Origin of the sequence: Blautia fusiformis (assembly GCF_020686995.1) — a bacterium.
Lineage (GTDB): Bacteria > Bacillota > Clostridia > Lachnospirales > Lachnospiraceae > Blautia_A > Blautia_A fusiformis.
The window spans coordinates 69,074-93,902 of record NZ_JAJEPT010000016.1 but is presented as its reverse complement, the minus strand read 5'-3'; the positions used below and the strand labels follow the sequence as shown (position 1 = coordinate 93,902).

The window sequence follows — 24,829 nt, the reverse complement described above, 5'->3', positions numbered from 1 at the left end:
GATTACTACTTGGGCTGCGGGAGACGGCGTTATTGCGGCAGGGTCTGCTGTCTGAGCCGCAGGCGAGTTCTGGCCCTGCCGCAATGCTTTTAGCCGTCTCACGGAGTCCTAGTAGTATCCCCCGACGGAGTCCCTGCCCGGAGCGATGCCACCTTCCTCTGGCGTCCCTCAACCACATCCACCTCTCAAAACCTCAAAAACATCCCCAACTGCATCCACTCCCGGAGCGATGCCACCTTCCTCTGGCGTCCCTCAACCACATCCACCTCTCAAAACCTCAAAAACATCCCCGACTGCATCCACTCCCGGTGCGATGCCACCTTCCTCTGGCATCCCTCAACCACATCCACCTAACAAAACCTCAAAAACACCCCCAACTACATCCACTCCCGGGCCAATGCCACCTTCCTCTGGCGTCCCTCGACCACATCCACCTAACGAAACCTCAAACGTATCCCCGCCTGCCTCCAATGCTAAGAGCAGACGTCAAAAAAAATCTCTCGCACAGACATGAGACTCCGGCATTCTCTTTCCCTGGCCTTCCATAAAAAAATAAAATGTATTATACTTATTGACAAGCGGATAAAAACATCCGCCGCTGTTTATGGCAAATACCACACAAAGGGAGGGTTTTATCATGGAATACAGACGTTTTGGAAACACGATCTATCTTCGTCTTGATCCGAAGGAAGAGATCCTGGAGGAGATCGGCAAGGTTGCAAAAAAAGAGAATATCCGCCTTGCACAGGTCACAGGCCTTGGCGCCATCAATGATTTCACTGCAGGCGTATACAACACAGTGACAAAGGAATACCACTCTATTCAGTTCCAGGGAGCGTTTGAGATCGTATCACTTACCGGTACCGTTACCCGCAAAGACGGTGACGTTTATCTTCATCTCCATATCGCAGCCGGTGACGAGGAAGGCCATGTACACGGCGGTCATCTGAACCGTGCCATCATCAGCGCTACTGCCGAGATCCAAATCCAGGTGATCGACGGAGAGATCGGCCGTGAGTTCAATCAGGAGATCGGTCTGAATCTGTTTAAATTCTGATTTTGCCAGAGGGATTCCGTACACAGTCTACTGCTTTACAGTTTAAAAATTTCATCACACATAAAAAGGGTGAAACTACACAGCATAATGCTGTCAGCTCACCCTTTTCTTTAGCTTCAATATTGCCCTCTTCCGCAATATCTGCAATGCTGTCACTGCTGTCGCCAAACTCTTCCGCACTCTCTGTCACGGTTCCGGCTTCCGCCAGCGGCATTTCCTCCTGTGCATAGGCCGTCACGGTTCCCGCTGACAGAGATGTGACTGTCACGGACGCCGCAAGCAGCCAGGCCATGATGGTACTCGTCTTTTTTCGCATACCTGTTCCTCCCTTTTCCTCTAATTCACTTTACAGTTTTCTGTAAAGCTGATATCACTGTGAATTTGCCTGATATTTTCTGTTCTGTCAACAAAGTGGATTTTAACAAAATCTGGTCAAACAGCTATTCGCAATTGAAGCAGAGGACTTCCCTGATTCACCGACATTTACATTGACAAATTCCCCTGTTATGATATACTTTGATGACAAAACTATTTTACACTAAAATTATTTAACGAAAGCAAATGAATGTGAGGATCTGATCATTATGAAGAATTTTAAAATCGGTGATAAACTTACGAGATTTCCCCTGATCCAGGGTGGAATGGGCGTTGGTATCAGCCTTGGCCGTCTGGCAGGCACCGTTGCAAAGGAAGGCGGGATTGGAATCATTTCCACCGCTCAGATCGGCTACCGGGAAAAGGATTTCGACCGGAATACCGAAGAAGCCAACCAGCGGGCTATCCTGTCCGAGATGAAAAAAGCACGCAGGATTTCTCCTGACGGTATCATCGGCTACAACATCATGGTTGCACTGAAGGAGTACGCATCTCATGTAAAAGCCGCTGTCCATGCCGGCGCTGACCTGATCATCTCCGGTGCAGGACTTCCTACAGAGCTCCCTGCTCTTGTCAGCGGAAGCAAAACAAAGATTGCCCCCATCGTCTCAACGGACAAATCTGCAAAGGTTATCCTGAAATACTGGGAAAGAAAGTACAAGCGCACTGCAGACCTTGTGGTGATCGAAGGTCCCCAGGCAGGCGGTCATCTGGGCTTCCACAAGGAAGAGCTGGATTCCTATACACCGGAAGCCTACGACAATGAGATCCGAAAGATCGTCCAGACTGTAAAAAGCTATGCCGCAAAATTCGGCACGGAAATCCCTGTAGTAGCTGCCGGCGGCATCGCCACGCACGAGGATGTAAAGCATGTCCTTGATCTTGGTGTGGACGGCGTTCAGGTCGCCACCCGTTTTATACCAACGGAAGAATGTGACGCAGACATCCGGCTGAAAGAATCCCTGATCCACGCCGCAAAGGACGACATTGCCATTGTAAAAAGTCCGGTAGGTATGCCAGGACGTGCCATTATGAATCCCTTCATGCAGCACGTCATGGCCGGAGAAAAGATCCCGCACAGTCCCTGCCACCGCTGCCTTGCCAAATGTTCCCCCGGCGAGATCCCTTACTGCATTACAGACAAGCTGATCGCCGCCGTAAAGGGCGACGTGGAAAACGGCCTGCTGTTCTGCGGAGCAAAGGCCTATATGGCAGATAAGATTGAAACCGTGCACGATGTGATCGCTGATCTGTTTGGCACAGAATCGGAGTGCATCCGGCTGTCATAAAGATAAACCTGCGCCGCTAGGCGCACCTAAACAAAAAGCCCCTGCTTTCATTGCTTTTCGCAGTGAAAACAGGGACTTTTTGTTTTTCTACCGGTTATCGATCTTTTCCGGGTACATGTCATGCTCTGTCAGACGTTTCCAGGCAATCTCCTCCCATCTGGTTCCGGCCTTTCCGTAATTGCAGTATGGATCAATGGAAATGCCGCCTCTCGGCGTAAATTTTCCCCAGACCTCAATGTATTTCGGATCCATGAGACGGATCAGATCCTTCATAATGATGTTCACACAATCCTCATGAAAATCTCCGTGATTGCGGAAGCTGAAAAGGTACAGCTTCAGAGATTTGCTCTCCACCATTTTTTCACCGGGTACATAGGATATCGTGATCGTTGCGAAATCCGGCTGTCCGGTAATGGGACAAAGGCTTGTAAATTCCGGGCAGTTAAATTTTACAAAGTAATCGTTGTCCGGGTGCTTGTTCAAAAATGTTTCCAGTACCTCCGGAGCATAATTGTCCGGATATTTTACTTTCTGATTTCCGAGAAGGGTGATCCCTTCTTTTTCCAGATTTTCTCTGCTCATATTTTTTCCTTTCTATGGTCGGGCGGATATTTTTGATCCGATCTATCTGTCAAGTGCCGGGTCCTTCACTCCATTGAGACGGAATGCCTCTGCTCTGTCAATACAGGTTCCGCACACACCGCAGGGCTTTTCGCCGCCTTCGTAACAGCTCCAGGTCAGTTCATAAGGAACATTCAGCTCCAGGCCGGTTTTTACGACCTCTGCCTTTGTGCAGCTGACAAAAGGCGCCTCAACCTTCAGCTGGCCGCCGCTTCCCTGATAGATCGCCTCGTTGATCGCATTGTGAAACGCACTGCTGCAGTCCGGATATGCATTTCCGGCTGCATCATCCGCATGTGCTCCGTAATAGATCACACTGCAGTTTTTTGACAGCGCAATACTTGCTGCCGAAGAAAGAAACAATCCGTTCCGGAAAGGCACATAGGTTGAAACCGGTGAGCCATCGGTTTCCTTCAGCTGCTCTGCATAGCTTTCGTGTGGGATCTCTCTGTCTGAATGCTTCAGAAGCGAACAGTCACTGTACCGGAAGATCGGTTCCAGATCCAGATAAAGATGCTCCACTCCGTAATATTCTGCTGTTTTTCTGGCAGCCTCGATTTCTTTTGTGTGCTTCTGTCCGTAAGCTACTGTTAATGCAATTACATTCTCTTTTCCATATTTGTTTACGGCAAGCCCCAGGCAGGTGGTGGAATCCACACCGCCGCTTGCAAGTACAAGTGCTTTCATAGCGTTCTCCTTTTCTGCGGTATTTCTGTTATATTATGATATATTTTCCTGTCATACTCCCCGTTTCTGCGGGTCCCAGATCACCTTATGAAGCTGGATCTGAAGCTTTACATCGTTGAGCTTTTTTTCCATAAGGAAATCCACGATCTCCACCGGCTGGATCCTGCCGAAAACAGGGCTGAAATAAACTGCCGTTTTTCCGACCAGCCTGTACTTTTCTAGGATTTCCAGGGCTTTTTCCATATCTCTGCGGCTGCTGACCACGAATTTCAGCGTATCCTCACTGCCCAGAAGCTCCAGATTGGAAAGGAGCATTTCTTTTTCCATGCCGCTGTCCGGTGCTTTATAATCCATGGTAAAGGACGGACGTTTTTTTAATATATGATAAGGCTTCAGATCCACACTTCCATTGGTCTCAATCTCCACCCGCCGGGATGGATCCTCCAGGATTGCCTCGATCAGCTCCTCCATCCCTTTCCGTAAAAGTGGTTCCCCGCCTGTAAGTGTCACATTTTTTACACCTGCCTCGCGGATCCAGGAAAGAATCTCTTCTTTTGTCAGCCTTTCACTCTCACACCCCGGCTCATTTGCCCAGCTGGTATCACAATAGCTGCACTGAAGATTGCAGCCCTTAAACCGGATAAAAGCGGCAAGCTCTCCTGCCCGTCTGCCCTCTCCGTTGATGCTGACAAATTTCTCTACAACCTGATAGGCACTCATAGCCATACCGCCTCCGTTTCTTCTTCCGTTTCCCGGTAAGCTGCACAGTTATTTGGTGTTTCGTAAACAACAGCTCTTTTTACAGGATAGCCCTTTTCTTCCATTTTCCTGAAAAAATACTCTGAAAAATTCTCTGCTGTAGGACGAAAGGGAACCTTCACCAGATGAAAGCCTTCTTCATCCAGTGCTTCCAGGGTTTTCGGACGTAATGTATTTTCTTCATAGATCAGCGTGTGATCCATGGAATCTGCCAGCTCCCGAAGATCCTTTTTCAGATCTCCGAAGTCTACCAGCATCCCGCGCCCCTGACCGTTTTTCTCCAGCTTCCGGCTTTCGATCTCAATCTCCACATGCCAGCGATGACCATGGATGTTGGAACATTTGCCGGTGTAACCGGACAGAAAGTGTGCCGAATCGAAATCTGCTTCTGTTTTTAACTGATACATAAATTTTTCCTCCTTCTGGATCTGTCACACCACCCGAATATTTCCATAAATAAAAAAAGCCGGGATTCCCGGCCTTGATCCAGTTAAAGTAAAAAAAGGGCAGACCCGCCACGAGTCTGCCCTGATTCTCACATCTTCTTCAGCCCTGGTTTTATTTATAGACAGGATGGTACAAACGAACTGTCTTATATTAATTTGTATGGTATTTCCGGAGATACTGCATCAAACGATAAATCGGACCAGTACAGCGTTTCGTAAATAACTATACCAATCGCGTAGGATGTGGATTCGAGTGTGCAGGTATAAAAACGCAGGCGTAGCGGGCTACGCCGAGGCTTTTATACCTGTGCAATCGGATTCACAGACAAGTGAGTGGTATAGTTATTTCGAAAACGCTGTACTAGATCATCCGCGTTCGCTGCTCACTCATGAGCGCAGTCGCTCCGCAACGATCTATGGGAACTTTCAGCTCCGGAATTACGGTAAATTTTCTGCAGAATTATCTTCTTCCGCAACACTTCTTATATTTCTTACCGCTTCCGCACGGACACGGATCGTTGGGATAGATTTTTCTTGCAGATGCCGGCTGCATCGGCATTGCTGTCGGCACAAAGCTGTTCGGCATTGCAGTGTGCGGCTTGCCTGTGGCAAACGGCCATACTGCTCCTGAGATCTCATTCGGTGTGTAACCGCGGAATTCCAGCATTCTTGTGTTATTGTTTGCCTCCATGATCAGCTTTGTAAATTTCTCAAGCTGCTCATCGTTAAACTGGATCCCCTTCTGGTTCAGGTTTTCCATGATCGCTGACATTCTGCCATCCATGGAGCATTCTTTGTAAATAAAGAACAGTACCTGATCCTTCACTGCATCGGAAACCTTTATCTCATCCAGCAGAAATCTGCCCAGTCTCTGGTAAGAAGCAGATTTTGTTGGATACCCGTTTTCGGAATAATCCAGGATCTCATCTACAGACGGAATATAGAATTTCCGTCCGCCCTGACGTCTCTCGATATCCTTGTAGATGTTATTGACCAGTGCGGATTTCAGGATCAGCTGATCCTCCGCAAGCTCACAGATGCAGGCCTTCTCCGGAATGGTATGATACAGCTCGATGAAGCTGTCATATCCGATGTCAAAGCCTTTTCTCTGCTTAAACATCTCATATACGGTCTTTGCCGGTGCAGATACATACAGATAGCTTACCATAATAAGACAATCCTTCAGCCAGTTTACCTGGCTGCGAAGTGTCCGGAATTCCGGTGTATTGATCTGGTCGTAAACAGCTGCAACCTCTGCCGGAACTTCTGCGTAATCATCACTGTAGGAAACAAGGTAGCCCATATCGTTCAGCCACTCTAATGTATTCCACTCATCCTCTGCAACATGGAAGCATTTTCTCTGAATAGCCGCCTCAAAAGCCAGTACTTCCTGATCGTCTGCTACGAGGAAGCTTGCTTTCATAACCTCCGGTTTAAGAACCTCTGCGGCAACCTTTGCGGCGATCTCTTCCTGATCCATTCCCTTGCAGTGAAGTCCAAGCTCACCTGCAATGCTGAGAAGGTCTTCTTTACGATAGGACATGAGGAAATCTTTTACTGTAGGATTTCTTCTGCTGCCTGTGGCTGCCTCATCTGCTTTTGCAGCTCTGGCTGCTGCCTCTACTGCCGCAGCAATGTCTTCAGATGCTTTGGCTGTTTCCACCTCAGTTTCAACTGCTGCAGTGCATCCCAGCTCTGGTGCCTCTGTCCAGTACGGATCATCCTCACCCTTTACTTCTTTTATAATAGAAGGAGCTTCTGCTATTCCCTCGTCTTTCTTCTCAATATCAACTCTGTATTCCGGAGCTTCCTTATCCGCACCATACTGACGGAAGGTAAACCATTTCTCGGAATCCATAAGCTCTGCAGTCTCTGTCTCGCCTGCATTTAATAATGTGAAATTATTCTTCGCTTCTCCGTCACCGTTCTCACGGATCTGTACTTTTTTCTGAAAAAATTCAATCTCATATAGGCTGCCTGCCGGATACTGAACCAGTTTTTCAAGCATGGCTGCCATCTTTGCAAATGTAACGTCAGCCGCAACAGTACAACGTCTCCATACCGGCGGTTTCGTTCCTTTTCTTGTGATTTTTAACTGATAAAACATTCCTGTGTTCCTCTCCTGTAAATATATGCCGGATCAGGAGATACGAATAACTCCTGATCCGGCGTAAGCAACTTCCCCTATGTTATACAAAAATAGAGAAATTGTCAATATTTGAGAGGCTTCTACAACACAATATCATATTTCTCAACCTGGATCACAGCATTTCCGTCACTGTGGAACAGGATCTCATCTGCTTCCACTGGTGTTGGGATCACGGTAGTCGCAGTTTTGCTTCCATCATTGATAAAAAGCTCTATGGAGCTTCGATCCAGGATAAAACGCAGCTTCAGATTTTGTCTGTCATCTGTGATCTGGAGCTTTCTTGTACATACAACATCACGCTGCACCCCGCTCCAGGTTCTGTCGATCTCCAGTATCTGTCTTTTTCGATCATAGGTAAAGACCGTTGTATATTCTTCATTGCGTGCAAGCTCGATCCGGAACTCATTGTACACATCTAATGCTTCCTGATTTGGATTTCCGGAGTTCCTGCTTCCATCCATGATGCCATCTGCGTTCTGCAATTCCACAGTCAGATCGATCATTCGGCCACGGACGCCTTCAAGGCTTAAGCTCTCACCCACTTTTACATTCTCATAACAGCAACGGTTTTTCCGATAATTCTCAATTTCTCGGACCGGCTTCTGCCAGATCTTTCCGTCACGATATTCCAGCTCTCTCGGAAGAGTCATCATTCCCTGCCATCTCTGCTTTTCCTTGATCACACAGCTATCCCAGGATTTCATCCAGGCGATCATCACTCTTCTTCCATCTGGAAGAAGGGTTGTCTGCGGCGCATAAAAATCAAGTCCGTAGTCCAGACTTACCGGTGCGTCTTTTTCAAATGTATGTTTTTCGCTGTCATAATCTCCCGTAAAATACAGGGAATTATGTCCATTATGAAACTCATACCCTTTTGCACGCATATGCTGCGGAGAACAGATCAGCACATGTTTATCCCCGAGCGGAAAGAAATCGGGGCATTCCCACATAACACCGATTTCTCCTGTGGAGTTCTCCGCAAGAATTGTTTCAAATTTCCATTCTTTCAGATCTTTACTGGAAAACAGAACTACCTGTCCAGGAATTTCTTCGCTGCGGCATCCTACGAGCATATGGTATGTTCCGTTATCTTCCCATACCTTCGGATCACGGAAATCAACTCTGCTGCATTTCTCCGGAAGCATATCCCCGGTGACTATCGGATTTTTCTCTGCCTTTACATAATCTTTTCCGTCACCCCAGGCAAGGCACTGATTCTGCCGGACTTCTTCTTTTCCATCAGGCAGCTTTTCTGTTGTAACTCCTGTGTAGATCAAAGCCTGTTTTCCATCCGCTTCAATAGCACTTCCGGAAAAGCATCCCTCTCGATCATATTCCTGATCCGGTGCAAGCGCTGTAGGAAGCTGCTCCCATCTGATCATATCCTCCGTCACACTGTGGCCCCAGTGCATAGGGCCCCAGTCACGGCTGTAAGGATGATACTGGTAAAAAAGATGTACCTTTCCTTTAAAAACAGAAAATCCATTGGGATCATTGATCCAGCCAACCGGTGCAGATACATGAAAGGCCGGTTTCTCTTCCTGCGGGATATTTTTTGCTTCCTCTATTTCATAAAGACGTGCTTTTTCAAGTTTTTCACTCATACTCTGCTCTCTCTTTCTTTTTTATGTTTCTGACCGGTATCTTTTTCTGTTTTTATTTCTCTGTCTCACTAAGAGACTTCTGATACTGGTCAAAATATTTCTGTTTGATTGCCAGATAATCAGACAGTCCATACTGCTCCATCTTTTTCAGATAGGAATCCCATTCTTTATCGATGCCGCCATTCAGGATCCAGTCTGCTTTTTTCTGTTCCGCATACTTCTTGATATCCGTGTCGTACTGAGATACCTTATTGGTATCATCAATACTCATAAATACATTCGGATACACATATTTACTGTTCATATCCTTAAGATATGTTTCGTGCATATTGTCGAGACGCCATTTTGCATCTGCCGGCTCTGTTACATATACATCGTAATACTCGTTAAGTATTGCCAACGGTCCGTTTACAGACTGTGCTTCACGAACCTCTACCGGAGATGCATCTCCCAGATCCATATGTTTCAGCATCTGACCACCTTCTGCATTCTCGGACATCTCAAAGATATTAAATGAATCTTTTTCCCCGTAAGTACCCCAGTTATTCTGCGGAGACTGGATCGGTGCATACATCTGATCGATCCATGCTGCTGCCAGTGCCGTATTCCGACAGCTTGTAGTCAGAACGCAGCGTCCTCTGTCAAAGCCACTGGTTTCACTGTTATTCTGTCTTGTGATATTTACAAGACCATCCGGACCGGCCAGCGCCGGGAGCATTACATAATCTTCATTGTTATCAATATTTGCAATATCCCAGGTGAAACACAGACCATATCTGTGGTTCTTACCTTTTGCAACATAAGTTGACCATTCCTGGGTAAAAGCCTCCGGATCCACCAGCTTTTCTTCTACCAGCTGATGGAGCCACTGAATACCTTCTTTATAGCCTTCCTGTACAGTTGTATAAATAACGGTTCCATCATCTTTTACTGCAAAATGATCACCGGTGTCACCATATCCTTCTCCGAATCCGTTGATGAGAATTGCAGGATCCTGATCACCATTATTGATGATAAAGGACATCGGGATCACACCACCCTCAATGTTGAATTTCTTTTCCAGTTTATCTGCATTGTCGCGGAAAGCGATCAGAACCTGTTCCAGTTCCTCAGTTGTAGTCGGAACGTCCAGCTTCAGATAATCCAGCCATTTTTTATTAATGTAGGGAATATCTCCAATTGCCTGAATGGCTTCTTTCCCCGCACCAAGCTGCTCGATCCATGGGAAAGAATAAATATGTCCGTCCGGTGCTGTACACATTGTTTTGTATTCCGGGTATTTTTCAAATACAGCCTTAAGATTCGGCATGTATTTATCAATGAGATTTTCTACCGGAATAATGATTCCCTGTTTGGCATAACGAAGAAGATCATAATCACTCATCCCTGCGTTAAAAAGTCCATCCGGAAGATTTCCGAACTGTGCCAGCGCCAGATTTTTTTTGTCATCAAACTGATCCGATACAAAACAGGTCCAGTCAATGTGGACATTGGTCTGCTTTTCCAGTCTTTTAAAAATCGTTCTTTCATTAGGTTCCTGTGTAGATGTTGCAGGTGCACTGGTAATAAAAGACAGCTCTGCTTTTTCTTTCAGAGGAAAGGACACATCTTCCACCGGGATATCCGGATTTGTTTCTGCTTTCATGTGTTCTTTTCCGTTTCCACATCCGGCACTGCATACCATTATAATTGCAGAAAGCCCGATTGCCAATAATGCTTTCATTCTTTTTTTCATCATTATCAACCTCCTGTCATCAGCCTTTTACAGAACCAACCATAATGCCCTGGTCAAAATATTTCTGGAAGAATGGATACATGATCAGAAGCGGTAAACTTGATACAATGATCGTAGCATATTTCAGAAGTTCCGCTACCTTTGCCATCTGTGCAGTACTCTGGATATCTGCGATCATTCCGGGCTGCGGTGTATTCTGTACAAGGATGGAACGAAGTACCAGCTGCAATGGCTGCAGTTTCGCATCATTCAAATAAATCATAGCGTCAAAATAACTGTTCCACATTCCTACAAAGGACCACAGTGCAAGCACTGCGATGATCGGTTTGCATACCGGCATCATAATCTTGAAAAAATGCTCGATTTCCGTGGCACCGTCAATGGCAGATGCCTCTCTGAGTTCCTTGGGGATAGACTGATAATAGGTTCTGGCAAGGATCATGTTCCAGACATTAAACGCACCCGGAAGCAGGATTGCCCAGATTGTATTTACCAGATGCAACTGATTGATCAGGATAAAAGTCGGGATCATTCCTCCACCGAAAAACATGGTAATGAGAAAAATAACATTGAAGAAATTTCTTCCCACAAATTCTTTCTTGGACATTGGATATGCTGCCAGCAGAGTTACCAGAACTGAAATAATGGTAAACACCAGGGAATAAAAAAATGAGTTTGCAAAGCCTCTCCAGATCATATTATTTTCAAGAACTCTGCGGTACGCATCGATCGTCCACTTCCGCACATCAAAGCTGATCCCCTGGCTGTTCAGCACATTCGGATCCATAAAGGATGCGATCACAACATATAAAAGCGGAACCAGAATGGAAAGTACAAATGCACCCAGAAGTACGTATCCGATTCCTAAAATGGCTTTGTCAGATGCCGAATATTTCTTTTTCTTTGCTTTTGCCATAACAGCACCTCCTATAATCCCTCTCCGTCATTCAGTTTCTTGACTACCCAGTTTACAAAGATCAAAAGAATTACATTGATCACTGAATTAAACAGCCCCACTGCTGTAGAATATCCATAGTCTCCATTCAGAAGACCGATTCTGTATACATAAGTAGAAAGAATCTCAGATGCAGGAAGGTTCATATCTGTCTGCAGTGCATATGCTTTTTCAAAACCAATGCTCATAATATTTCCGGCCTGAAGGATAAACTGGATCACAATGATGTTTTTAATAGCCGGAAGCTGTACATACCAGATCTGCTGCAGGATATTTGCTCCATCCACCACTGCTGCCTCTTCCAGATCCTTACTTGCATTGGCAAGTGCTGCAGTATACATAATGGATGCCCACCCGGCTGTCTGCCAGATTCCGCTGGCTATGTAAATGGTACGAAATGCTGCCGGCATAGTCATCCAGTTGGCATCGGAACCGATCAGTTTATTCAGCGGACCTACCGGTGAAAGAAACATACGAACCATACCGCAGAGTACGATAACGGAAATAAAATTCGGCGCATAGATCAGAAGCTGAATTTTTTTCCTGATCCCGGCTCTCCGGATCTGATTCAGAAGAAGTGCCAGGATGATCGGAATCGGAAATCCCCACAGTAGTCCGTAAATACTCAGTTTCAGAGTGTTCACAAGATAATTCATAAAATCCGGTGATGCCAAAAATCTCCGGAAGTATTCCAGTCCTACCCATTTGCTTCCAAATACACCATCAATGACATTGTAGTCCTCAAAAGCGATCAGTACGCCACCCATGGGCACGTATTTGAAGATGATCGTCAGAAGAAGTGCAGGCAGCAGAAAAAACACATACAGCTGCCAGTTCTTTTTCACATACTGAAGCTTTTCTGCAGCAGTTCTTTTTCCTGCCGGAACAGCTTTCGCAGAACCTTTTTTCATTCTCTTTTCCTCCCGTTTTTGTTCTTTCGTTCTTGTTTAGTAACCGGTAAAGTAACCGGTTACTTTATAATTTGATACTACTATATGACATAGCTTCTGTCAACCTTTTTTGTTAATTTATTCAAGAAAAGTTACCGGTAACTTAACTGGTTATTTTTTTATTGCTATTTAACGTCTGTATTGTTATACTTAATTACATCAATCCAATTATCTTGTACGGTCTGCAGATTTCTCTTATATGATCACATCTGCATTCCGTATCATAACTTTCTGCTGTTAAAAGGAGACTATTTTTTTATGGCTAAAAAACAGGTAACATTTGCCGATATTGCAGAATACACTGGTTTTTCCAAGACTACGATCTCCAGATATTTCAATCATCCGGATTCTCTGACCCTGGAAAATCAGGAAAAGATCGCAAAAGCCCTTGATGAGCTCGGCTACAGAAAAAACAAGCTTGCCAGGGTTCTTGCCAATGGAAAAAGCGAATTTGTAGGGATCATTGTCCCGAACCTTTATCTTCATTATTATTCCGAAATGCTGACACAGCTTCTTCGAAGTTACTCCGATTATCATTACAAATTTCTGGTTTTTGTCAGTGATGGCGGCCCGGAGAAAGAAATGCAGTATCTGGACGAGCTGATGGCTTATAAGATTGAAGGACTTATTGTTCTCAGCCATACTCTTTCCTCTGAAAAACTGGCTTCCTATAATATTCCTGTGATCGCCATTGAACGTGAAGCAGAACATATATGCAGCGTTACAACAGACAATTACATGGGCAGCATGCAGGCTACTTCTCTGCTGATACGTAATCAGTGTGATGTACTGATCCACATCAATGTCCATGTACCTGAGAATATTCCGGCTTATGACCGTATCCGTGCCTTTGAGGAAACATGCCGGGAATATCATGTTCCTTATGAACTGAACCTTAATGTTTCCGGTGATTCCTATCAGGAGCTTTTTGAACAGATGCGTGTGATCTTTCAGGATATTGACAGTAAATATTCCGGTCAGAAAAAAGGCATATTTTTATCCAATGATACTTACGCAAATATATTTCTCAATCTGATCTTCCAGAAATACAACTGTCTGCCGGATGAATATCAGATCATCGGATTCGATAATTCACCCATTGCTGCGGAGTCCATCATCCCGATCACTACTATTGGACAGCAGATTGATGTGATCGCACAGACTACCATGGAACTGCTTGTGGAACAGATGAACGAAATGAAGAAAAGAAAACCGGCACCGCTTCAAAAACCGATCCACAAAAAGATCACTCCGGTTCTGATACGACGACAGACAACCGGAGACTGAAAATACTTACAACATTTTTCCATATTCCATAACAACCCGTATATTCATGTACCGGAAACTTCATGCTATAATTCTGTGGAAAAATGTCAGATAACCATTACCGCCGGGAAATATTTTACAGGTTTCCCGGCATCTATAAATATCTATTCAGGGAGGAAATCATGAAAAAAGATCAGGAAATTTTTCAGGAACGTTTAAACCATCATCACGACGAGCTTCGATGGCTGTACACAGAGCTTTATCACAATGACGATATGTTTGCAGAGCTCTGCGACCAGATGTACCAGTATTTTACAGCACGCCGCCGCGCGCTCAAAAACCGCGACCTGGAAAGAGAAAAAAATCCGGACTGGTTCCGCCAGAAGGATATGCTTGGCATGATGCTCTATATTGACAATTTTGCCGGCAACATCAAGGGAGTTTCTGCCAAGCTTCCATATCTTAAGGAATGCAACGTAAACTGCCTGCATCTGATGCCGTTTCTGGACACTCCGAAGGGCCGTTCCGACGGTGGTTACGCAGTAGCCGACTTCCGCAAAGTCCGCCCGGACCTTGGTTCTATGAAGGACCTGGCTGCCCTTGCAGATAAATGCCACAAAAACGGAATGAACCTGTGTATGGATTTTGTTATGAACCACACCTCCGAGGATCATGAGTGGGCCAAAAAAGCACGCCAGGGTGACGGCGAATATATGAGCCGTTACTTCTTCTACAACAACCGTGAGATCCCGGACGAGTACGAAAAGACCGTACCACAGGTATTCCCAACCACTGCTCCGGGGAACTTTACCTGGCTTCCGGATATCGGTCACTATGTCATGACTACCTTTTATCCGTACCAGTGGGATCTGAACTACGGCAATCCCCGTGTTTTCAATGAGATGATGTACAACTTCCTCTTCCTTGCAAACCAGGGAATGGACGTGATCCGTATCGATGCGGTTCCGTATATCTGGAAGGAACTGGGAACTCCCTGCCGTAACCTGAAGCAGGTGCATACGATCGTTCGTATGATGCGTATGATCGCCGAGATCGTCTGCCCAAGTGTCGTACTTCTGGGTGAGGTCGTTATGGAGCCGGAGAAGGTTGTTCCCTATTTCGGAACCGTAGAGAAGCCAGAATGCCATATGCTTTACAATGTAACAACCATGGCTACAACCTGGAACAGCATTGCCACTCGTGATATCCGCCTTCTGAAAAAACAGATGGATATTGTAAACAGCCTTCCGAAGCAGTACACCTTCCTGAATTATCTCCGCTGCCATGACGATATCGGCTGGGGACTTGATTTCGCCACTCTGAAAGACTGGGGCATGGATGAGCCATCTCATAAGCGTTACCTGAATGATTTCTTTACAGGAAAGCACCCGGGAAGCGACAGCCGCGGAGAGCTCTATAATGATGACCCGGTAACTCAGGATGCTCGTTTCTGCGGAACTACTGCTTCCATGTGCGGGATCGAGGCTGCTCTTTTTGAAAAAGATGACGAGAAACTGAAAAGAGGTATCCGTGAGGATCTGATGCTTCACGCATATATGCTTACCCAGTCCGGAATCCCGATGCTTTACAGCTCCGATGAAATCGGACGTCTCAATGATTATTCCTATAAAGAGGATCCGGATAAGGCTGCAGATTCCCGCTATATCCACCGTGGTGCTTTCCAGTGGGAGCTTGCCGGAAAAAGAAACTCCAAATCCTCCGTTGAGGGACAGATCTTCCAGACTCTTAGCCGCATGGAGCAGATCCGCAGCCAGGAATCTGTTTTTGATAAGGACTGTGATGTATATACATACGATGTTCATGATGACAGCATTCTCTGCATCCTTCGCCAGAAAGGAAACGAACGTTTCATCGGAATCTTCAATTTCAGTGACAGCGAAAAAACTGCCTGGATGCAGGAGGAAGGAACCTTCCGCGATCTGATCACTGACCAGACACTGGAGCTTAAGGACGTGGAGCTTCCGGCTTATGGATTTATGTGGTGTAAGAGGATGTAACTGTTACTTGGTAAATAAAAAAGACGTGGCCTTACGGATCCACGTCTTTTTATTATGTTATATCTTTATTTTTTATAAGCTGTTCTGGTATTCAGAAATTACTTGCAGAGCTCCTCTGCCATTGCATCGATCTCTGCCGCATTCTCATCACTGAGGGAAGACATGATCTTTACATTGTTCTCAAGCCATGTGATATTTTTACTCTTCTCGAACATTCCTTTCATGACTTTAGCTGCAGTCGGTGCCCAGCTTCCGTTCTCAATGAGGCCGATGGTGCGGTTCTGGTAATTACGCTCTGTCAGGTTCTCGATGAATGTACGCATAAACGGGAATGCTTCTCCGTTGTATGTAATGCTAGCCAGTACCAGCTTGCCGTAGCGGAAAGCATCCTCCACTGCCTCTGCCATGTCTTCTCTTGCAAGATCGCAGACAACAACCTTCGGGCAGCCCTTTTCCTCCAGCTTCTGTGCAAGAAGCTCTGCTGCTTTCTTTGTATGTCCGTATACAGATGTGTAGGCGATCATTACTCCTTCACTCTCTACTTTATAAGAAGACCAGATATCATATTTCTCCAGATAATGTCCAAGATTTTCGGTAAGGATCGGTCCGTGAAGCGGGCAGATGGTCTGGATATCAAGAGTTGCTGCTGCCTTGAGAAGCTTCTGTACCTGCGGACCGTATTTTCCGACGATTCCGATATAGTAGCGACGTGCTTCGCAGTCCCAGTCCTCTTCTACATCAAGAGCTCCGAATTTGCCAAAGCCGTCTGCGGAAAACAGAACTTTGTCTGTGCTGTCATATGTAACCATAACCTCCGGCCAGTGAACCATCGGTGCAAATACAAAGGTAAGGACGTGTTTTCCAAGTGTCAGGGTGTCACCGTTGGCTACAATATGTTTCTTTCCTTCCAGATCCATTCCACGGAAGAAATTCTCCATCATGGTAAAGGTCTTTGTGTTGGCAACAACAGTTGTATCCGGGTATGCTTTCATGAAATTCTCAATATTTGCTGCATGGTCCGGCTCCATATGCTGGACTACAAGATAATCCGGTTTCGCACCATCCAGAACCTCTGCAACTTTTCCCAGCCACTCTTCTGTGAAGCCGGCATCTACAGTGTCCATAACTGCGATCTTCTCATCTTTGATCACATAGGAGTTGTAGGACATTCCGTTTGGCACTACATACTGTCCCTCAAACAGGTCTACCTGATGATCGTTTACTCCTACATAATAAATATCATTTCCGATTTTCATTGTATTGAGTTCCTCCTTAGTCTGCTGTATTTTATATTTCCAATATTTCTGAAAATACTTTCTTATTGCTCTCATTTATTATATCATTGTTCGTACTGAAATCAATGTAGAATCTATAAATAAAAACAAACCTCTGCGCCTGGTAAAAGAGCTATTTTCCCCTCTTTACAAACCTATTCCAACATAGTATTGTATACCTTGGATGAAGGAATTTTTTATAATTTTTATGAGGTAAACTATGTGTGAAAATGAAAAAAAGAAAACGTCTTCCATTGAGATGACCTCCGGCTCTCTCTGGAAAAATATCCTCCTCTTTAGCCTTCCCCTGATGGGGTCCCAGGTGTTGGAGGTTCTTTTTAATTTAAGTGATGTTGCGGTTGTAGGGCGATTTGCAGATTACATGGCACTTGGAGCTGTGGGTTCCACAACTCTGCTGGTCACTTTATTTACCGGAATCCTGATCGGCATGGGCGCCGGAGTCAATGTTCGTGTAGCACACGAGCTTGGTGCCGAAAACAGAAAAGGTACCGAAGAAACGATCCATACATCTCTTCTTCTCTGTGCCATCGCAGGACTTCTGGTCTGTGTCGTCTGTCTTCTGTTTTCCGGACAGATGCTGTCCATGATGAATACGAAACCGGAGCTGATGGACCAGGCTGTTTTATATATGAAGATTTATGCTCTGGGTATGCCGGCCATGGCTGTATACAATTTCGGTAACGGCGTATTAAGTGCCCGCGGCGATACGAAGCGACCACTGATCTATCTTTCCATTGCCGGAGTGATCAACGTTCTTCTGAACCTGTTTTTCGTTATCGTCTGTCATATGGCCGCCGCAGGTGTGGCAACTGCCAGCGCGATCGCACTGTATATCTCCGCAGCGCTGGTAATGATCCACCTCCTTCGGAGAAAAGACGAATGCAGGGTATCCCTGCGTAAGCTCCGTCTTCACCCGAAGGCCTGTAAAGCAGTACTGCTTCTTGGTATTCCCACAGGTCTGCAGAACGGAATTTTTGCCATTGCAAATCTGTTCGTACAGACCGGTGTCAACTCCTTCGATGCAGTCACGGTTTCCGGAAATGCCGCTGCCGCAAATGCAGACTCTCTGATCTACAACGTCATGTTTGCTTTCTATACTGCATGCGCAAGCTTCATCGGTCAGAACTGGGGTGCCGGAAATAAAAAACGTATGCTAAAAACTTATGGGATCAGCCTTACCTATGCCTTCATCGCAGGTGCGATCCTTGGTGGACTGCTTCTTGTTTTCGGTCCGCAGTTTCTGTCACTGTTTGCCACAGAACCGGCAGTCATCGATGCCGGCATGGAGAGGATCCGAATCATGGGCTTCAGCTATGCCTTCAGCTGTTTTATGGATTGCAGTATCGCCGCTTCCCGTGGCATCGGAAAAAGTATCCCACCGACCATCATCATCATTCTGGGATCCTGTGTATTCCGTGTCATCTGGTTCTATACGATGTTTGCACACTTCCAGACCATTTCCTCACTTTATCTCCTGTATATTTTCTCATGGGGAATTACAGGCTTTGCGGAGGTTCTGTTCTTTGCTGTAAGCTTCCGGAAAATTCGGACCTGATACTTCAAATATATAGCGCCAGACGAAGCATTGATCTGGCGCTTTTTATATCTTTCTCGCGTTTTATGTACATTTGTCTTTACAAGGCGGACATAATTGTATATAATTATCCTGTTGTGCTTTTACGCGATGCAGTAATACCGGCTTAGAACGATCCGCCCTTTACACTGGATCGTTGCTTTGCGGCTCAGCATTTTTTAGCACACTCACACAATAGGAAAGAGGAAACTAGTTATGAAAAACCTGATTCAAAAATGGAACAGCATCAACCTGATCAAGCGTATCATCTGTGGTCTGATCGTTGGTATCATTCTCGGACTTGCAATCCCTCAGGCATCTGTGATCTCCATTCTCGGTGATCTGTTCGTCGGTGCTCTTCGTGGAATTGCTCCGCTTCTGGTGTTCTTCCTAGTAATGAGCTCTCTGTGCCACATGGGAAAAGGCCAGAAAACAAACATGAAATTCGTTGTTGTACTTTATCTTCTGGGAAATATACTCTCAGCACTGGCAGCTGTGATCTCCAGCCGCCTGTTCCCGATCATGCTGACTTTTTCCGAAAGTACAAATACTTCCGACGTCACTCCGCCAAGCGGTGTTGCAGAGGTCCTCAAAAACCTTCTGATGAACATTGTTTCCAACCCGGTTGACGCACTTGTCAACGCCAACTATATCGGTATCCTTGCATGGGCCATCATCTTCGGTATCGCACTGAAGGCCGCAAGTGAAACTACCAAGACTGTCATCGAAAACATTTCCGATGCAACCTCCACAGCCGTAAGATGGATCATCAGCCTTGCTCCATTTGGTATCATGGGCCTGATCTTCACAACCATCTCCGAGCAGGGGCTTGGCGTACTGTTAAGCTATGGCCGTCTGATCTGTATACTGGTGGGAACCATGCTCTTTGTTGCACTGGTGATCAACCCGATCATTACTTTCATCTGCACACGCCAGAATCCGTATCCGCTGGTTCTGCGCTGCCTGAAGGACAGTGGTATCACAGCATTCTTCACAAGAAGCTCTGCCGCCAACATTCCGGTAAACATGGAGCTGTGCAAGGATCTCGGACTTGATGAGGATACCTACTCCATCTCCATCCCTCTTGGTGCGACCATCAACATGGGTGGTGCAGCGATCACCATTTCCATCATGGCTCTGGCAGCTGCACATACACTCGGTATCAGCGTAGACTTCCCGACCGCTCTGATCCTCTGCATCCTGGCTGCTGCAAGCGCGGCTGGTGCTTCCGGAGTTGCCGGCGGTTCTCTTCTTCTGATCCCGATGGCCTGCAGCCTTTTCGGAATCCCCAATGATGTTGCCATGCAGGTAGTTGGTGTCGGTTTCATCGTAGGCGTGATCCAGGATTCCTGTGAGACAGCACTGAATTCTTCCACAGACGTACTTTACACAGCATGCGCCTGCAGGATCAGAAAGAATAAATGATCACACTTATAAACCGTCAGGCGGATATTCATAATTGAAACAGGGGACTCCCTTGATTCGGTTAAAAGGAGCAGATCTTCCGTATTTGGAAAATCTGCTCCTTTTTTTGGCTTAACAATATCTGCCCCATATAAAATTATCCGTAATCGGTAAATAAAACATCCTCTACATTCGAAAAAGCTTCCAGTTCTCTCCCATCTGCACAGCCAGATATACGATCTCAAAGATCACAGCTACAGATCCAAGCTTAAAAAGCAGGGAATCCACAAAGCCTCCTGCCTTACAGAAATCCAGCGCAATGCCGCCCGGCAGCGGATACAGGATCCGTACCCGTTTCCGGTTAAAGCAGTCCAGCACCAGATGTGATGCGAATCCAACCACAAAATAAAGGACCAGCTTCACGGACACCATGGATATGGCTGCAGTTAAAATGGCCATAGCCATGATCGAATGCATAAATGACCGGTGCGGCTGATTTTTTCCAAAGGCGCAGACTGCAATAAAAATAATAACTCCCATGGCAACCGGCGCCATAGACTGGTTATTGCGGATCTTTTCCCAGATGGAAAAATCATAAAAATAATTCAATGCGATCTCTGCTGCCACAAGCAGTGCCGCGATCAGTGTGATCCGGTCCGCATCCTTATGGGATTTGGAGGTTCCTACATCAATGTCGCTGATCAATGCTCCAAGCATTCCTGTTCCTGCCGCAAGTACCAGACCGGAAACCGTAGAGGGCTGTGTAACTGCCAGCACTGTTCCGAGTCCGACTGCCGCGTGTGTTTTTCCTGTCATAATTCTCCCCTTATTGTAAAAAATCTTCCGTTATTCAGGATTATCCACTGCTACAGATCAGACACTCTCTTCTGATCTTCTGCATATATAAATGTATCACTTTATCATTTACCGCAGATCTGAAAATACAATAAGGCAGCTGTCAGCCTTACCTTTTACTGACAGCTGCCTCCACGAAACAGCATTATATCACATAAAAAATCATGATTCTATCTAAAATCTTTCTACTTTCTTTCACGTCCCGTTTAAATGGAATATGTCTCTTGGATCTCTCTTTTAATCAGACCAGTTCATACGTCCGTAGCGAAGTGCAATACCTTGGATCTCTTTCTGAAGCTTCACAGTCAGCTCCCTTTTGCGGATCCTCCACTTCCAGTTCTTTCCTACTGTGGAAGGCTGGTTCATTCTGCAGCTGTTATCCAGGCCCATATAATCCTGCATAGGGATCACACAGAGCTTTGCACTGCTTCTCATAACCAGGCTGATAAAGCATTTATGCAGCTCTTTATCCGGTGTATAGTTATCACAGAGATAATCCCTGGCAAGCTTACGCTCTTTTGCCATAATGCTCTTCCACCATCCGGCGATGGTCTCATTATCATGGGTTCCTGTGTATGCCACACTGTTCTCCGGATAGTTGTGTGGAAGATAATCGTTGGCACAACCGGAATCTCTGGAATCAAACGCAAACTCCAGGACCTTCATTCCCGGGAATCCACTGTCATGGACAAGCTGACGCACAGAATCTGTCACATAGCCAAGATCCTCCGCAATGACCTGCTTCCAGCCAAGGGCCTGCTCCACTTTGCGGAACAAATCGATCCCGGGACCTTTTTCCCAGTGACCGCCAATGGCATTTTCTGCACCGTATGGAATGGAAAAATACTCGTCAAAGCCACGGAAATGGTCGATCCTTACCACATCATAAAGGCGGAATACGTAGCTCAGTCTGGAGATCCACCACTGATATCCTGTATTTCTGTGGTAATCCCAGCGGTACAGTGGATTTCCCCAAAGCTGTCCTGTTGCGGAAAAACCGTCCGGCGGGCATCCGGCTACAGCCACCGGCACATTCTCCTCATCCAGCTGGAAAAGCTCCGGATGAGCCCAGGTATCTGCACTGTCCATAGCTACATAGATCGGGATATCTCCGATGATCTGAATGCCTTTTTCGTTGGCATATTTTTTCAGTTTCATCCACTGCTCATAGAATTTGAACTGCATATACTGCTGGAATTCAATATCAAAATATAATTCTCTGCGATAGTAGTCCATGGCATTTGCCCAGCGAAGGCGGATATCCTCTGCCCATTTTGTCCACTCAACACCGCCGAACTGATCCTTTACTGCCATAAAAAGTGCATAGTCGGAAAGCCACCAGCTGTTTTCTGCAACAAATTTCTGATAATCCGGATTCTCGCTGATGTTGCTGTTTTCGTAAGCTTTGCGGAGAAGCTTATAACGGCCTTTGTAGATTTTTTCATAGTCTACGCTGTCTGCTCTTCTTCCCCAGCTGACCTTATCACAGTCCTCCTTTGTAAGGACGCCTTCCTCCACCAGCGCCTTCAGGCTAATAAAATACGGATTTCCCGCAAAAGTGGAGAAGGACTGGTACGGAGAATCTCCGTAACTGGTAGGTCCCAGCGGAAGAATCTGCCAGTAGCTCTGTCCCGCTTCCTTCAGCCAGTCCACAAAATCATAGGCACTCTTTGAAAAACATCCGATGCCGTACTCTGACGGCAGGCTTGTGATCGGCATCAGAATGCCGGCTGCTCTTTTATCCATATCTTTTCTCTCCTTATGTTGAGCCCTGCATCTCAGAGCATCTTATCTATTATCCTCTCACGGATGCATATTCATATAATCTACGCAATCGTTTGCGTAAATTATACGTCCATTTTGCATGAAGTGCAATGCGTTTTTGTCTTTTCTACCTTTCTTACAATTTTTACATCCTGATTTTGTGCAGTTTTTCATTATGTCAAACAGAATCTGTCTGCATCTCACTACCTGATTTTCTGTGCATCTGTTTTTACGCAATTTCATGCAATTTTCCGTGCAATATGTTTGACAGTATCCTTGTTATGAACTACAATATCTCTATCAGACTGAGATAAAAAAAGCCGGATCAGAGGCATACTTCCGCTTTGATCCGGCATATCCGTGAGGAGGCAAATTTATGGCAGTAACCATCAAAGATGTGGCAGCTCTGGCCGGGGTATCCCCGTCCACCGTTTCCAGAACCTGCAAAAATAATCCATCTATCAGTGAAGAAACCAAGGAACGTGTACGCAGAGCCATGGCGGAGCTTGGCTATGAGCCGAATTTCCAGGCCAGCAACCTGGCAGCACAGATTTCCCGCTCCATCGGTATCATCCTGCCTCCATCCCCAAAGGAGACCTACGAGAATTCCTTTTACCTTGAGACGATCCGGGGAATCAGCCACTACTGTAACGCACATCAGTATATCAGCACCATTGTTACCGGTCAGAATGAAGAAGAGATCCTTAACGCAGTACGTTCCATGTCCAGAAGCGGTAAGGTTAACGGATTTATTGTTCTTTATTCCCGTGTGAATGATCCTGTTATTGATTTTCTTTTCAGTGAAGGACTTCTCTATATCCTGATCGGAAAACCGGCACAATACACCAATCATACGATCTATATCGATAATGACAACCTTCTGGCCGGACAGGAGGCAACGGAGTATCTTTATGCTCTGGGACACCGGAAGATCGCTTATCTGGGTGTAGATAATTCCCTGGTCTTTTCCGCAGACCGCAAAACCGGCTACATGACTGCGCTGATCAGCCACGGATTAACCGTACAGCCTGAATACTGTATAGAGGTTCCTGCCGCTTCCCAAAATGAGTTTCAGGAGCTTCGAAAGCTGCTTTTAAGTGAGGAGCGCCCTACAGCTGTGCTTGTCAGTGATGATATTCTGGCGCTTTCCCTGGAGCGGATCTGTATAGAAGCAGATATCTCCATACCTGAGGATCTGTCCATTCTTTCCTTTAACAACTCACTTTTTGCCAGACTGACTTCGCCTCAGCTAACCTCCATTGATATTAACTCCGGGCAGCTTGGAATGGAAGCAGCCACGCAGATGATCAGTCATATCGAAAATCCGAGCCTTCCGGCCACAAAGATCATTGTACCTCACCAGCTGATCGAAAGGGACAGCTGCCGGAGGATCTGATCTGCTTTCAAACAAAAAACAGGTATCTTCTCCGCTGACTGTGTATTGACCACCACTTATCGATCTGACATTGGTGGTCGATCTACCGCCCGGCAAAAAGATACCTGTTTTTCATTTTTTATAATACTTTTTATAATGCTTTCTCATAACACCAGTACATATGTCCCCAGAGTTCACACTCTCCCACGTTCTCAAAATTCAGCTTATCATAGGAGCGGAGTGCTTTTACATTGTCCTTCGCAACAAGGAGATGTACGGCTTGATAACCCCGATTCTTCAGTTCTTCCATCACACCCTTAAGAAGTTTCCCGGCAATCCCCTGATTCTGGAATTCCTGACATACTCCCACCCGGGAGACCTCCGCTGACGGCACCATGGTTTCTGACCAGCATGTGAGACACTCCACATTTGGATCATCATCAATGGAGATCACACCTGCGATATTTCCCGCATCGTCCCGCATACAGAACAGCGCCTCTCTGGAAAGATCAAATTCCACTTCTTTTTCTGAAGGATACTCCTCTGTCCACACACAATAGGGCGTCCCCAGCAGCGAACGGTACAGCTTCAGAACTGTATCTGCTTCTTCTCTTTTTACACGCTCGAAATTCATTTTATATCCTTTCTCCTC

General features: G+C 45.9%; 19 protein-coding genes and 2 pseudogenes. 7 read left to right on the top strand and 14 right to left on the bottom strand.

What is annotated here, in order from left to right; translation table 11 throughout:
- Nucleotides 1-637 precede the first annotated feature (637 nt).
- Entirely contained in the window at nt 638-1,057 is a 420-nt protein-coding gene (locus LKD46_RS13615) for a PPC domain-containing DNA-binding protein (protein ID WP_110103182.1), read from the top strand.
- Here LKD46_RS13615 and LKD46_RS13610 read toward each other — a convergent pair.
- Nucleotides 1,047-1,373 carry a hypothetical protein gene (locus LKD46_RS13610; protein WP_021652911.1) on the bottom strand — a complete coding sequence of 109 codons (327 nt, stop codon included), beginning with the start codon at nt 1,371-1,373 and terminating at the stop codon, nt 1,047-1,049. The two genes, LKD46_RS13615 and LKD46_RS13610, sit on opposite strands and share 11 nt — an antisense overlap.
- A 268-nt stretch (nt 1,374-1,641) precedes the next feature.
- On the opposite strand from LKD46_RS13610, the gene LKD46_RS13605 reads away from it, so the two are divergent.
- Nucleotides 1,642-2,721 (top strand): NAD(P)H-dependent flavin oxidoreductase, encoded by a 1,080-nt coding sequence (locus tag LKD46_RS13605; protein WP_021652910.1) that lies wholly within the window; start codon nt 1,642-1,644, stop codon nt 2,719-2,721.
- An 87-nt stretch (nt 2,722-2,808) separates the two neighbouring features.
- Here LKD46_RS13605 and queF read toward each other — a convergent pair whose 3' ends face one another.
- From queF to LKD46_RS13560, 9 genes and pseudogenes are all read right to left on the bottom strand, one after another.
- Nucleotides 2,809-3,303 carry a preQ(1) synthase gene (gene queF, locus LKD46_RS13600; protein WP_015526640.1) on the bottom strand — a complete coding sequence of 165 codons (495 nt, stop codon included), beginning with the start codon at nt 3,301-3,303 and terminating at the stop codon, nt 2,809-2,811.
- Between the two features lie 42 nt (nt 3,304-3,345).
- Nucleotides 3,346-4,038: pseudogene (queC, locus tag LKD46_RS13595) on the bottom strand (7-cyano-7-deazaguanine synthase QueC); the annotation flags it as partial.
- A gap of 42 nt (nt 4,039-4,080) precedes the next feature.
- Nucleotides 4,081-4,749: a putative 7-carboxy-7-deazaguanine synthase QueE gene (queE, locus tag LKD46_RS13590; RefSeq protein WP_227574230.1), complete on the bottom strand. Its 669-nt coding sequence runs from the start codon at nt 4,747-4,749 to the stop codon at nt 4,081-4,083.
- Nucleotides 4,746-5,195, bottom strand: coding sequence for a 6-carboxytetrahydropterin synthase QueD (queD, locus tag LKD46_RS13585; protein WP_021976186.1), 450 nt, complete (start codon nt 5,193-5,195; stop codon nt 4,746-4,748). Before queD ends, queE begins: the two co-directional genes overlap by 4 nt.
- 499 nt (nt 5,196-5,694) lie before the next feature.
- Entirely contained in the window at nt 5,695-7,341 is a 1,647-nt protein-coding gene (locus tag LKD46_RS13580) for a YecA family protein (protein ID WP_227574228.1), read from the bottom strand.
- A gap of 122 nt (nt 7,342-7,463) precedes the next feature.
- Nucleotides 7,464-8,987, bottom strand: a complete 1,524-nt coding sequence (locus LKD46_RS13575) for a glycoside hydrolase family 32 protein (protein WP_110103178.1) — start codon at nt 8,985-8,987, stop codon at nt 7,464-7,466.
- Nucleotides 8,988-9,039: 52 nt separating this feature from the next.
- On the bottom strand, nt 9,040-10,671 hold the full coding sequence (locus tag LKD46_RS13570; protein ID WP_408611456.1) for a type 2 periplasmic-binding domain-containing protein: 1,632 nt from the start codon (nt 10,669-10,671) through the stop codon (nt 9,040-9,042).
- Between the two features lie 70 nt (nt 10,672-10,741).
- Nucleotides 10,742-11,638: a carbohydrate ABC transporter permease gene (locus LKD46_RS13565; protein ID WP_015526648.1), complete on the bottom strand. Its 897-nt coding sequence runs from the start codon at nt 11,636-11,638 to the stop codon at nt 10,742-10,744.
- A gap of 11 nt (nt 11,639-11,649) precedes the next feature.
- Nucleotides 11,650-12,588: an ABC transporter permease gene (locus LKD46_RS13560; RefSeq protein WP_015526649.1), complete on the bottom strand. Its 939-nt coding sequence runs from the start codon at nt 12,586-12,588 to the stop codon at nt 11,650-11,652.
- Nucleotides 12,589-12,885: 297 nt separating this feature from the next.
- On the opposite strand from LKD46_RS13560, the gene LKD46_RS13555 reads away from it, so the two are divergent.
- Both LKD46_RS13555 and LKD46_RS13550 read left to right on the top strand, forming a co-directional pair.
- Nucleotides 12,886-13,914 (top strand): LacI family DNA-binding transcriptional regulator, encoded by a 1,029-nt coding sequence (locus tag LKD46_RS13555; protein ID WP_015526650.1) that lies wholly within the window; start codon nt 12,886-12,888, stop codon nt 13,912-13,914.
- A 161-nt stretch (nt 13,915-14,075) separates the two neighbouring features.
- Nucleotides 14,076-15,911 (top strand): amylosucrase, encoded by a 1,836-nt coding sequence (locus LKD46_RS13550; protein ID WP_195274671.1) that lies wholly within the window; start codon nt 14,076-14,078, stop codon nt 15,909-15,911.
- 101 nt (nt 15,912-16,012) lie between these two features.
- Here LKD46_RS13550 and LKD46_RS13545 read toward each other — a convergent pair.
- Nucleotides 16,013-17,167, bottom strand: a pseudogene (locus LKD46_RS13545) (FprA family A-type flavoprotein); the annotation flags it as partial.
- Between the two features lie 238 nt (nt 17,168-17,405).
- On the opposite strand from LKD46_RS13545, the gene LKD46_RS13540 reads away from it, so the two are divergent.
- Together LKD46_RS13540 and sstT are read left to right on the top strand one after the other, a co-directional pair.
- Entirely contained in the window at nt 17,406-18,761 is a 1,356-nt protein-coding gene (locus LKD46_RS13540) for an MATE family efflux transporter (RefSeq protein WP_227574227.1), read from the top strand.
- 234 nt (nt 18,762-18,995) lie between these two features.
- Complete coding sequence (sstT, locus tag LKD46_RS13535) at nt 18,996-20,204, top strand: serine/threonine transporter SstT (protein WP_021652899.1); 1,209 nt, start codon at nt 18,996-18,998, stop codon at nt 20,202-20,204.
- A 165-nt stretch (nt 20,205-20,369) separates the two neighbouring features.
- Here sstT and LKD46_RS13530 read toward each other — a convergent pair whose 3' ends face one another.
- Both LKD46_RS13530 and malQ read right to left on the bottom strand, forming a co-directional pair.
- Nucleotides 20,370-20,999 carry a metal-dependent hydrolase gene (locus LKD46_RS13530; RefSeq protein ID WP_161209851.1) on the bottom strand — a complete coding sequence of 210 codons (630 nt, stop codon included), beginning with the start codon at nt 20,997-20,999 and terminating at the stop codon, nt 20,370-20,372.
- Nucleotides 21,000-21,275: 276 nt separating this feature from the next.
- Nucleotides 21,276-22,784 carry a 4-alpha-glucanotransferase gene (gene malQ, locus LKD46_RS13525; protein ID WP_015526658.1) on the bottom strand — a complete coding sequence of 503 codons (1,509 nt, stop codon included), beginning with the start codon at nt 22,782-22,784 and terminating at the stop codon, nt 21,276-21,278.
- Between the two features lie 394 nt (nt 22,785-23,178).
- Between malQ and LKD46_RS13520 the strand changes: the two genes are divergently transcribed.
- Entirely contained in the window at nt 23,179-24,198 is a 1,020-nt protein-coding gene (locus tag LKD46_RS13520) for a LacI family DNA-binding transcriptional regulator (RefSeq protein WP_215638636.1), read from the top strand.
- Nucleotides 24,199-24,328: 130 nt separating this feature from the next.
- Here the strand turns inward: LKD46_RS13520 and LKD46_RS13515 are convergent, their stop codons facing one another.
- Entirely contained in the window at nt 24,329-24,811 is a 483-nt protein-coding gene (locus LKD46_RS13515) for a GNAT family N-acetyltransferase (protein ID WP_227574226.1), read from the bottom strand.
- Nucleotides 24,812-24,829 lie beyond the last annotated feature (18 nt).

Excerpts from the sequence above, each read along its gene's own strand:
- LKD46_RS13530 (WP_161209851.1), bottom strand. The coding sequence starts at position 20,999 with ATGACAGGAAAAACACACGCGGCAGTCGGACTCGGAACAGTGCTGGCA.
- LKD46_RS13540 (WP_227574227.1), top strand. The coding sequence starts at position 17,406 with ATGTGTGAAAATGAAAAAAAGAAAACGTCTTCCATTGAGATGACCTCC.
- LKD46_RS13575 (WP_110103178.1), bottom strand. The coding sequence starts at position 8,987 with ATGAGTGAAAAACTTGAAAAAGCACGTCTTTATGAAATAGAGGAAGCA.
- malQ (WP_015526658.1), bottom strand. The coding sequence starts at position 22,784 with ATGGATAAAAGAGCAGCCGGCATTCTGATGCCGATCACAAGCCTGCCG.
- LKD46_RS13555 (WP_015526650.1), top strand. The coding sequence starts at position 12,886 with ATGGCTAAAAAACAGGTAACATTTGCCGATATTGCAGAATACACTGGT.
- LKD46_RS13565 (WP_015526648.1), bottom strand. The coding sequence starts at position 11,638 with ATGGCAAAAGCAAAGAAAAAGAAATATTCGGCATCTGACAAAGCCATT.
- LKD46_RS13515 (WP_227574226.1), bottom strand. The coding sequence starts at position 24,811 with ATGAATTTCGAGCGTGTAAAAAGAGAAGAAGCAGATACAGTTCTGAAG.
- queF (WP_015526640.1), bottom strand. The coding sequence starts at position 3,303 with ATGAGCAGAGAAAATCTGGAAAAAGAAGGGATCACCCTTCTCGGAAAT.
- LKD46_RS13615 (WP_110103182.1), top strand. The coding sequence starts at position 638 with ATGGAATACAGACGTTTTGGAAACACGATCTATCTTCGTCTTGATCCG.
- queD (WP_021976186.1), bottom strand. The coding sequence starts at position 5,195 with ATGTATCAGTTAAAAACAGAAGCAGATTTCGATTCGGCACACTTTCTG.
- LKD46_RS13520 (WP_215638636.1), top strand. The coding sequence starts at position 23,179 with ATGGCAGTAACCATCAAAGATGTGGCAGCTCTGGCCGGGGTATCCCCG.
- queE (WP_227574230.1), bottom strand. The coding sequence starts at position 4,749 with ATGAGTGCCTATCAGGTTGTAGAGAAATTTGTCAGCATCAACGGAGAG.
- sstT (WP_021652899.1), top strand. The coding sequence starts at position 18,996 with ATGAAAAACCTGATTCAAAAATGGAACAGCATCAACCTGATCAAGCGT.
- LKD46_RS13605 (WP_021652910.1), top strand. The coding sequence starts at position 1,642 with ATGAAGAATTTTAAAATCGGTGATAAACTTACGAGATTTCCCCTGATC.
- LKD46_RS13580 (WP_227574228.1), bottom strand. The coding sequence starts at position 7,341 with ATGTTTTATCAGTTAAAAATCACAAGAAAAGGAACGAAACCGCCGGTA.
- LKD46_RS13550 (WP_195274671.1), top strand. The coding sequence starts at position 14,076 with ATGAAAAAAGATCAGGAAATTTTTCAGGAACGTTTAAACCATCATCAC.
- LKD46_RS13560 (WP_015526649.1), bottom strand. The coding sequence starts at position 12,588 with ATGAAAAAAGGTTCTGCGAAAGCTGTTCCGGCAGGAAAAAGAACTGCT.
- LKD46_RS13570 (WP_408611456.1), bottom strand. The coding sequence starts at position 10,671 with ATGGTATGCAGTGCCGGATGTGGAAACGGAAAAGAACACATGAAAGCA.
- LKD46_RS13610 (WP_021652911.1), bottom strand. The coding sequence starts at position 1,373 with ATGCGAAAAAAGACGAGTACCATCATGGCCTGGCTGCTTGCGGCGTCC.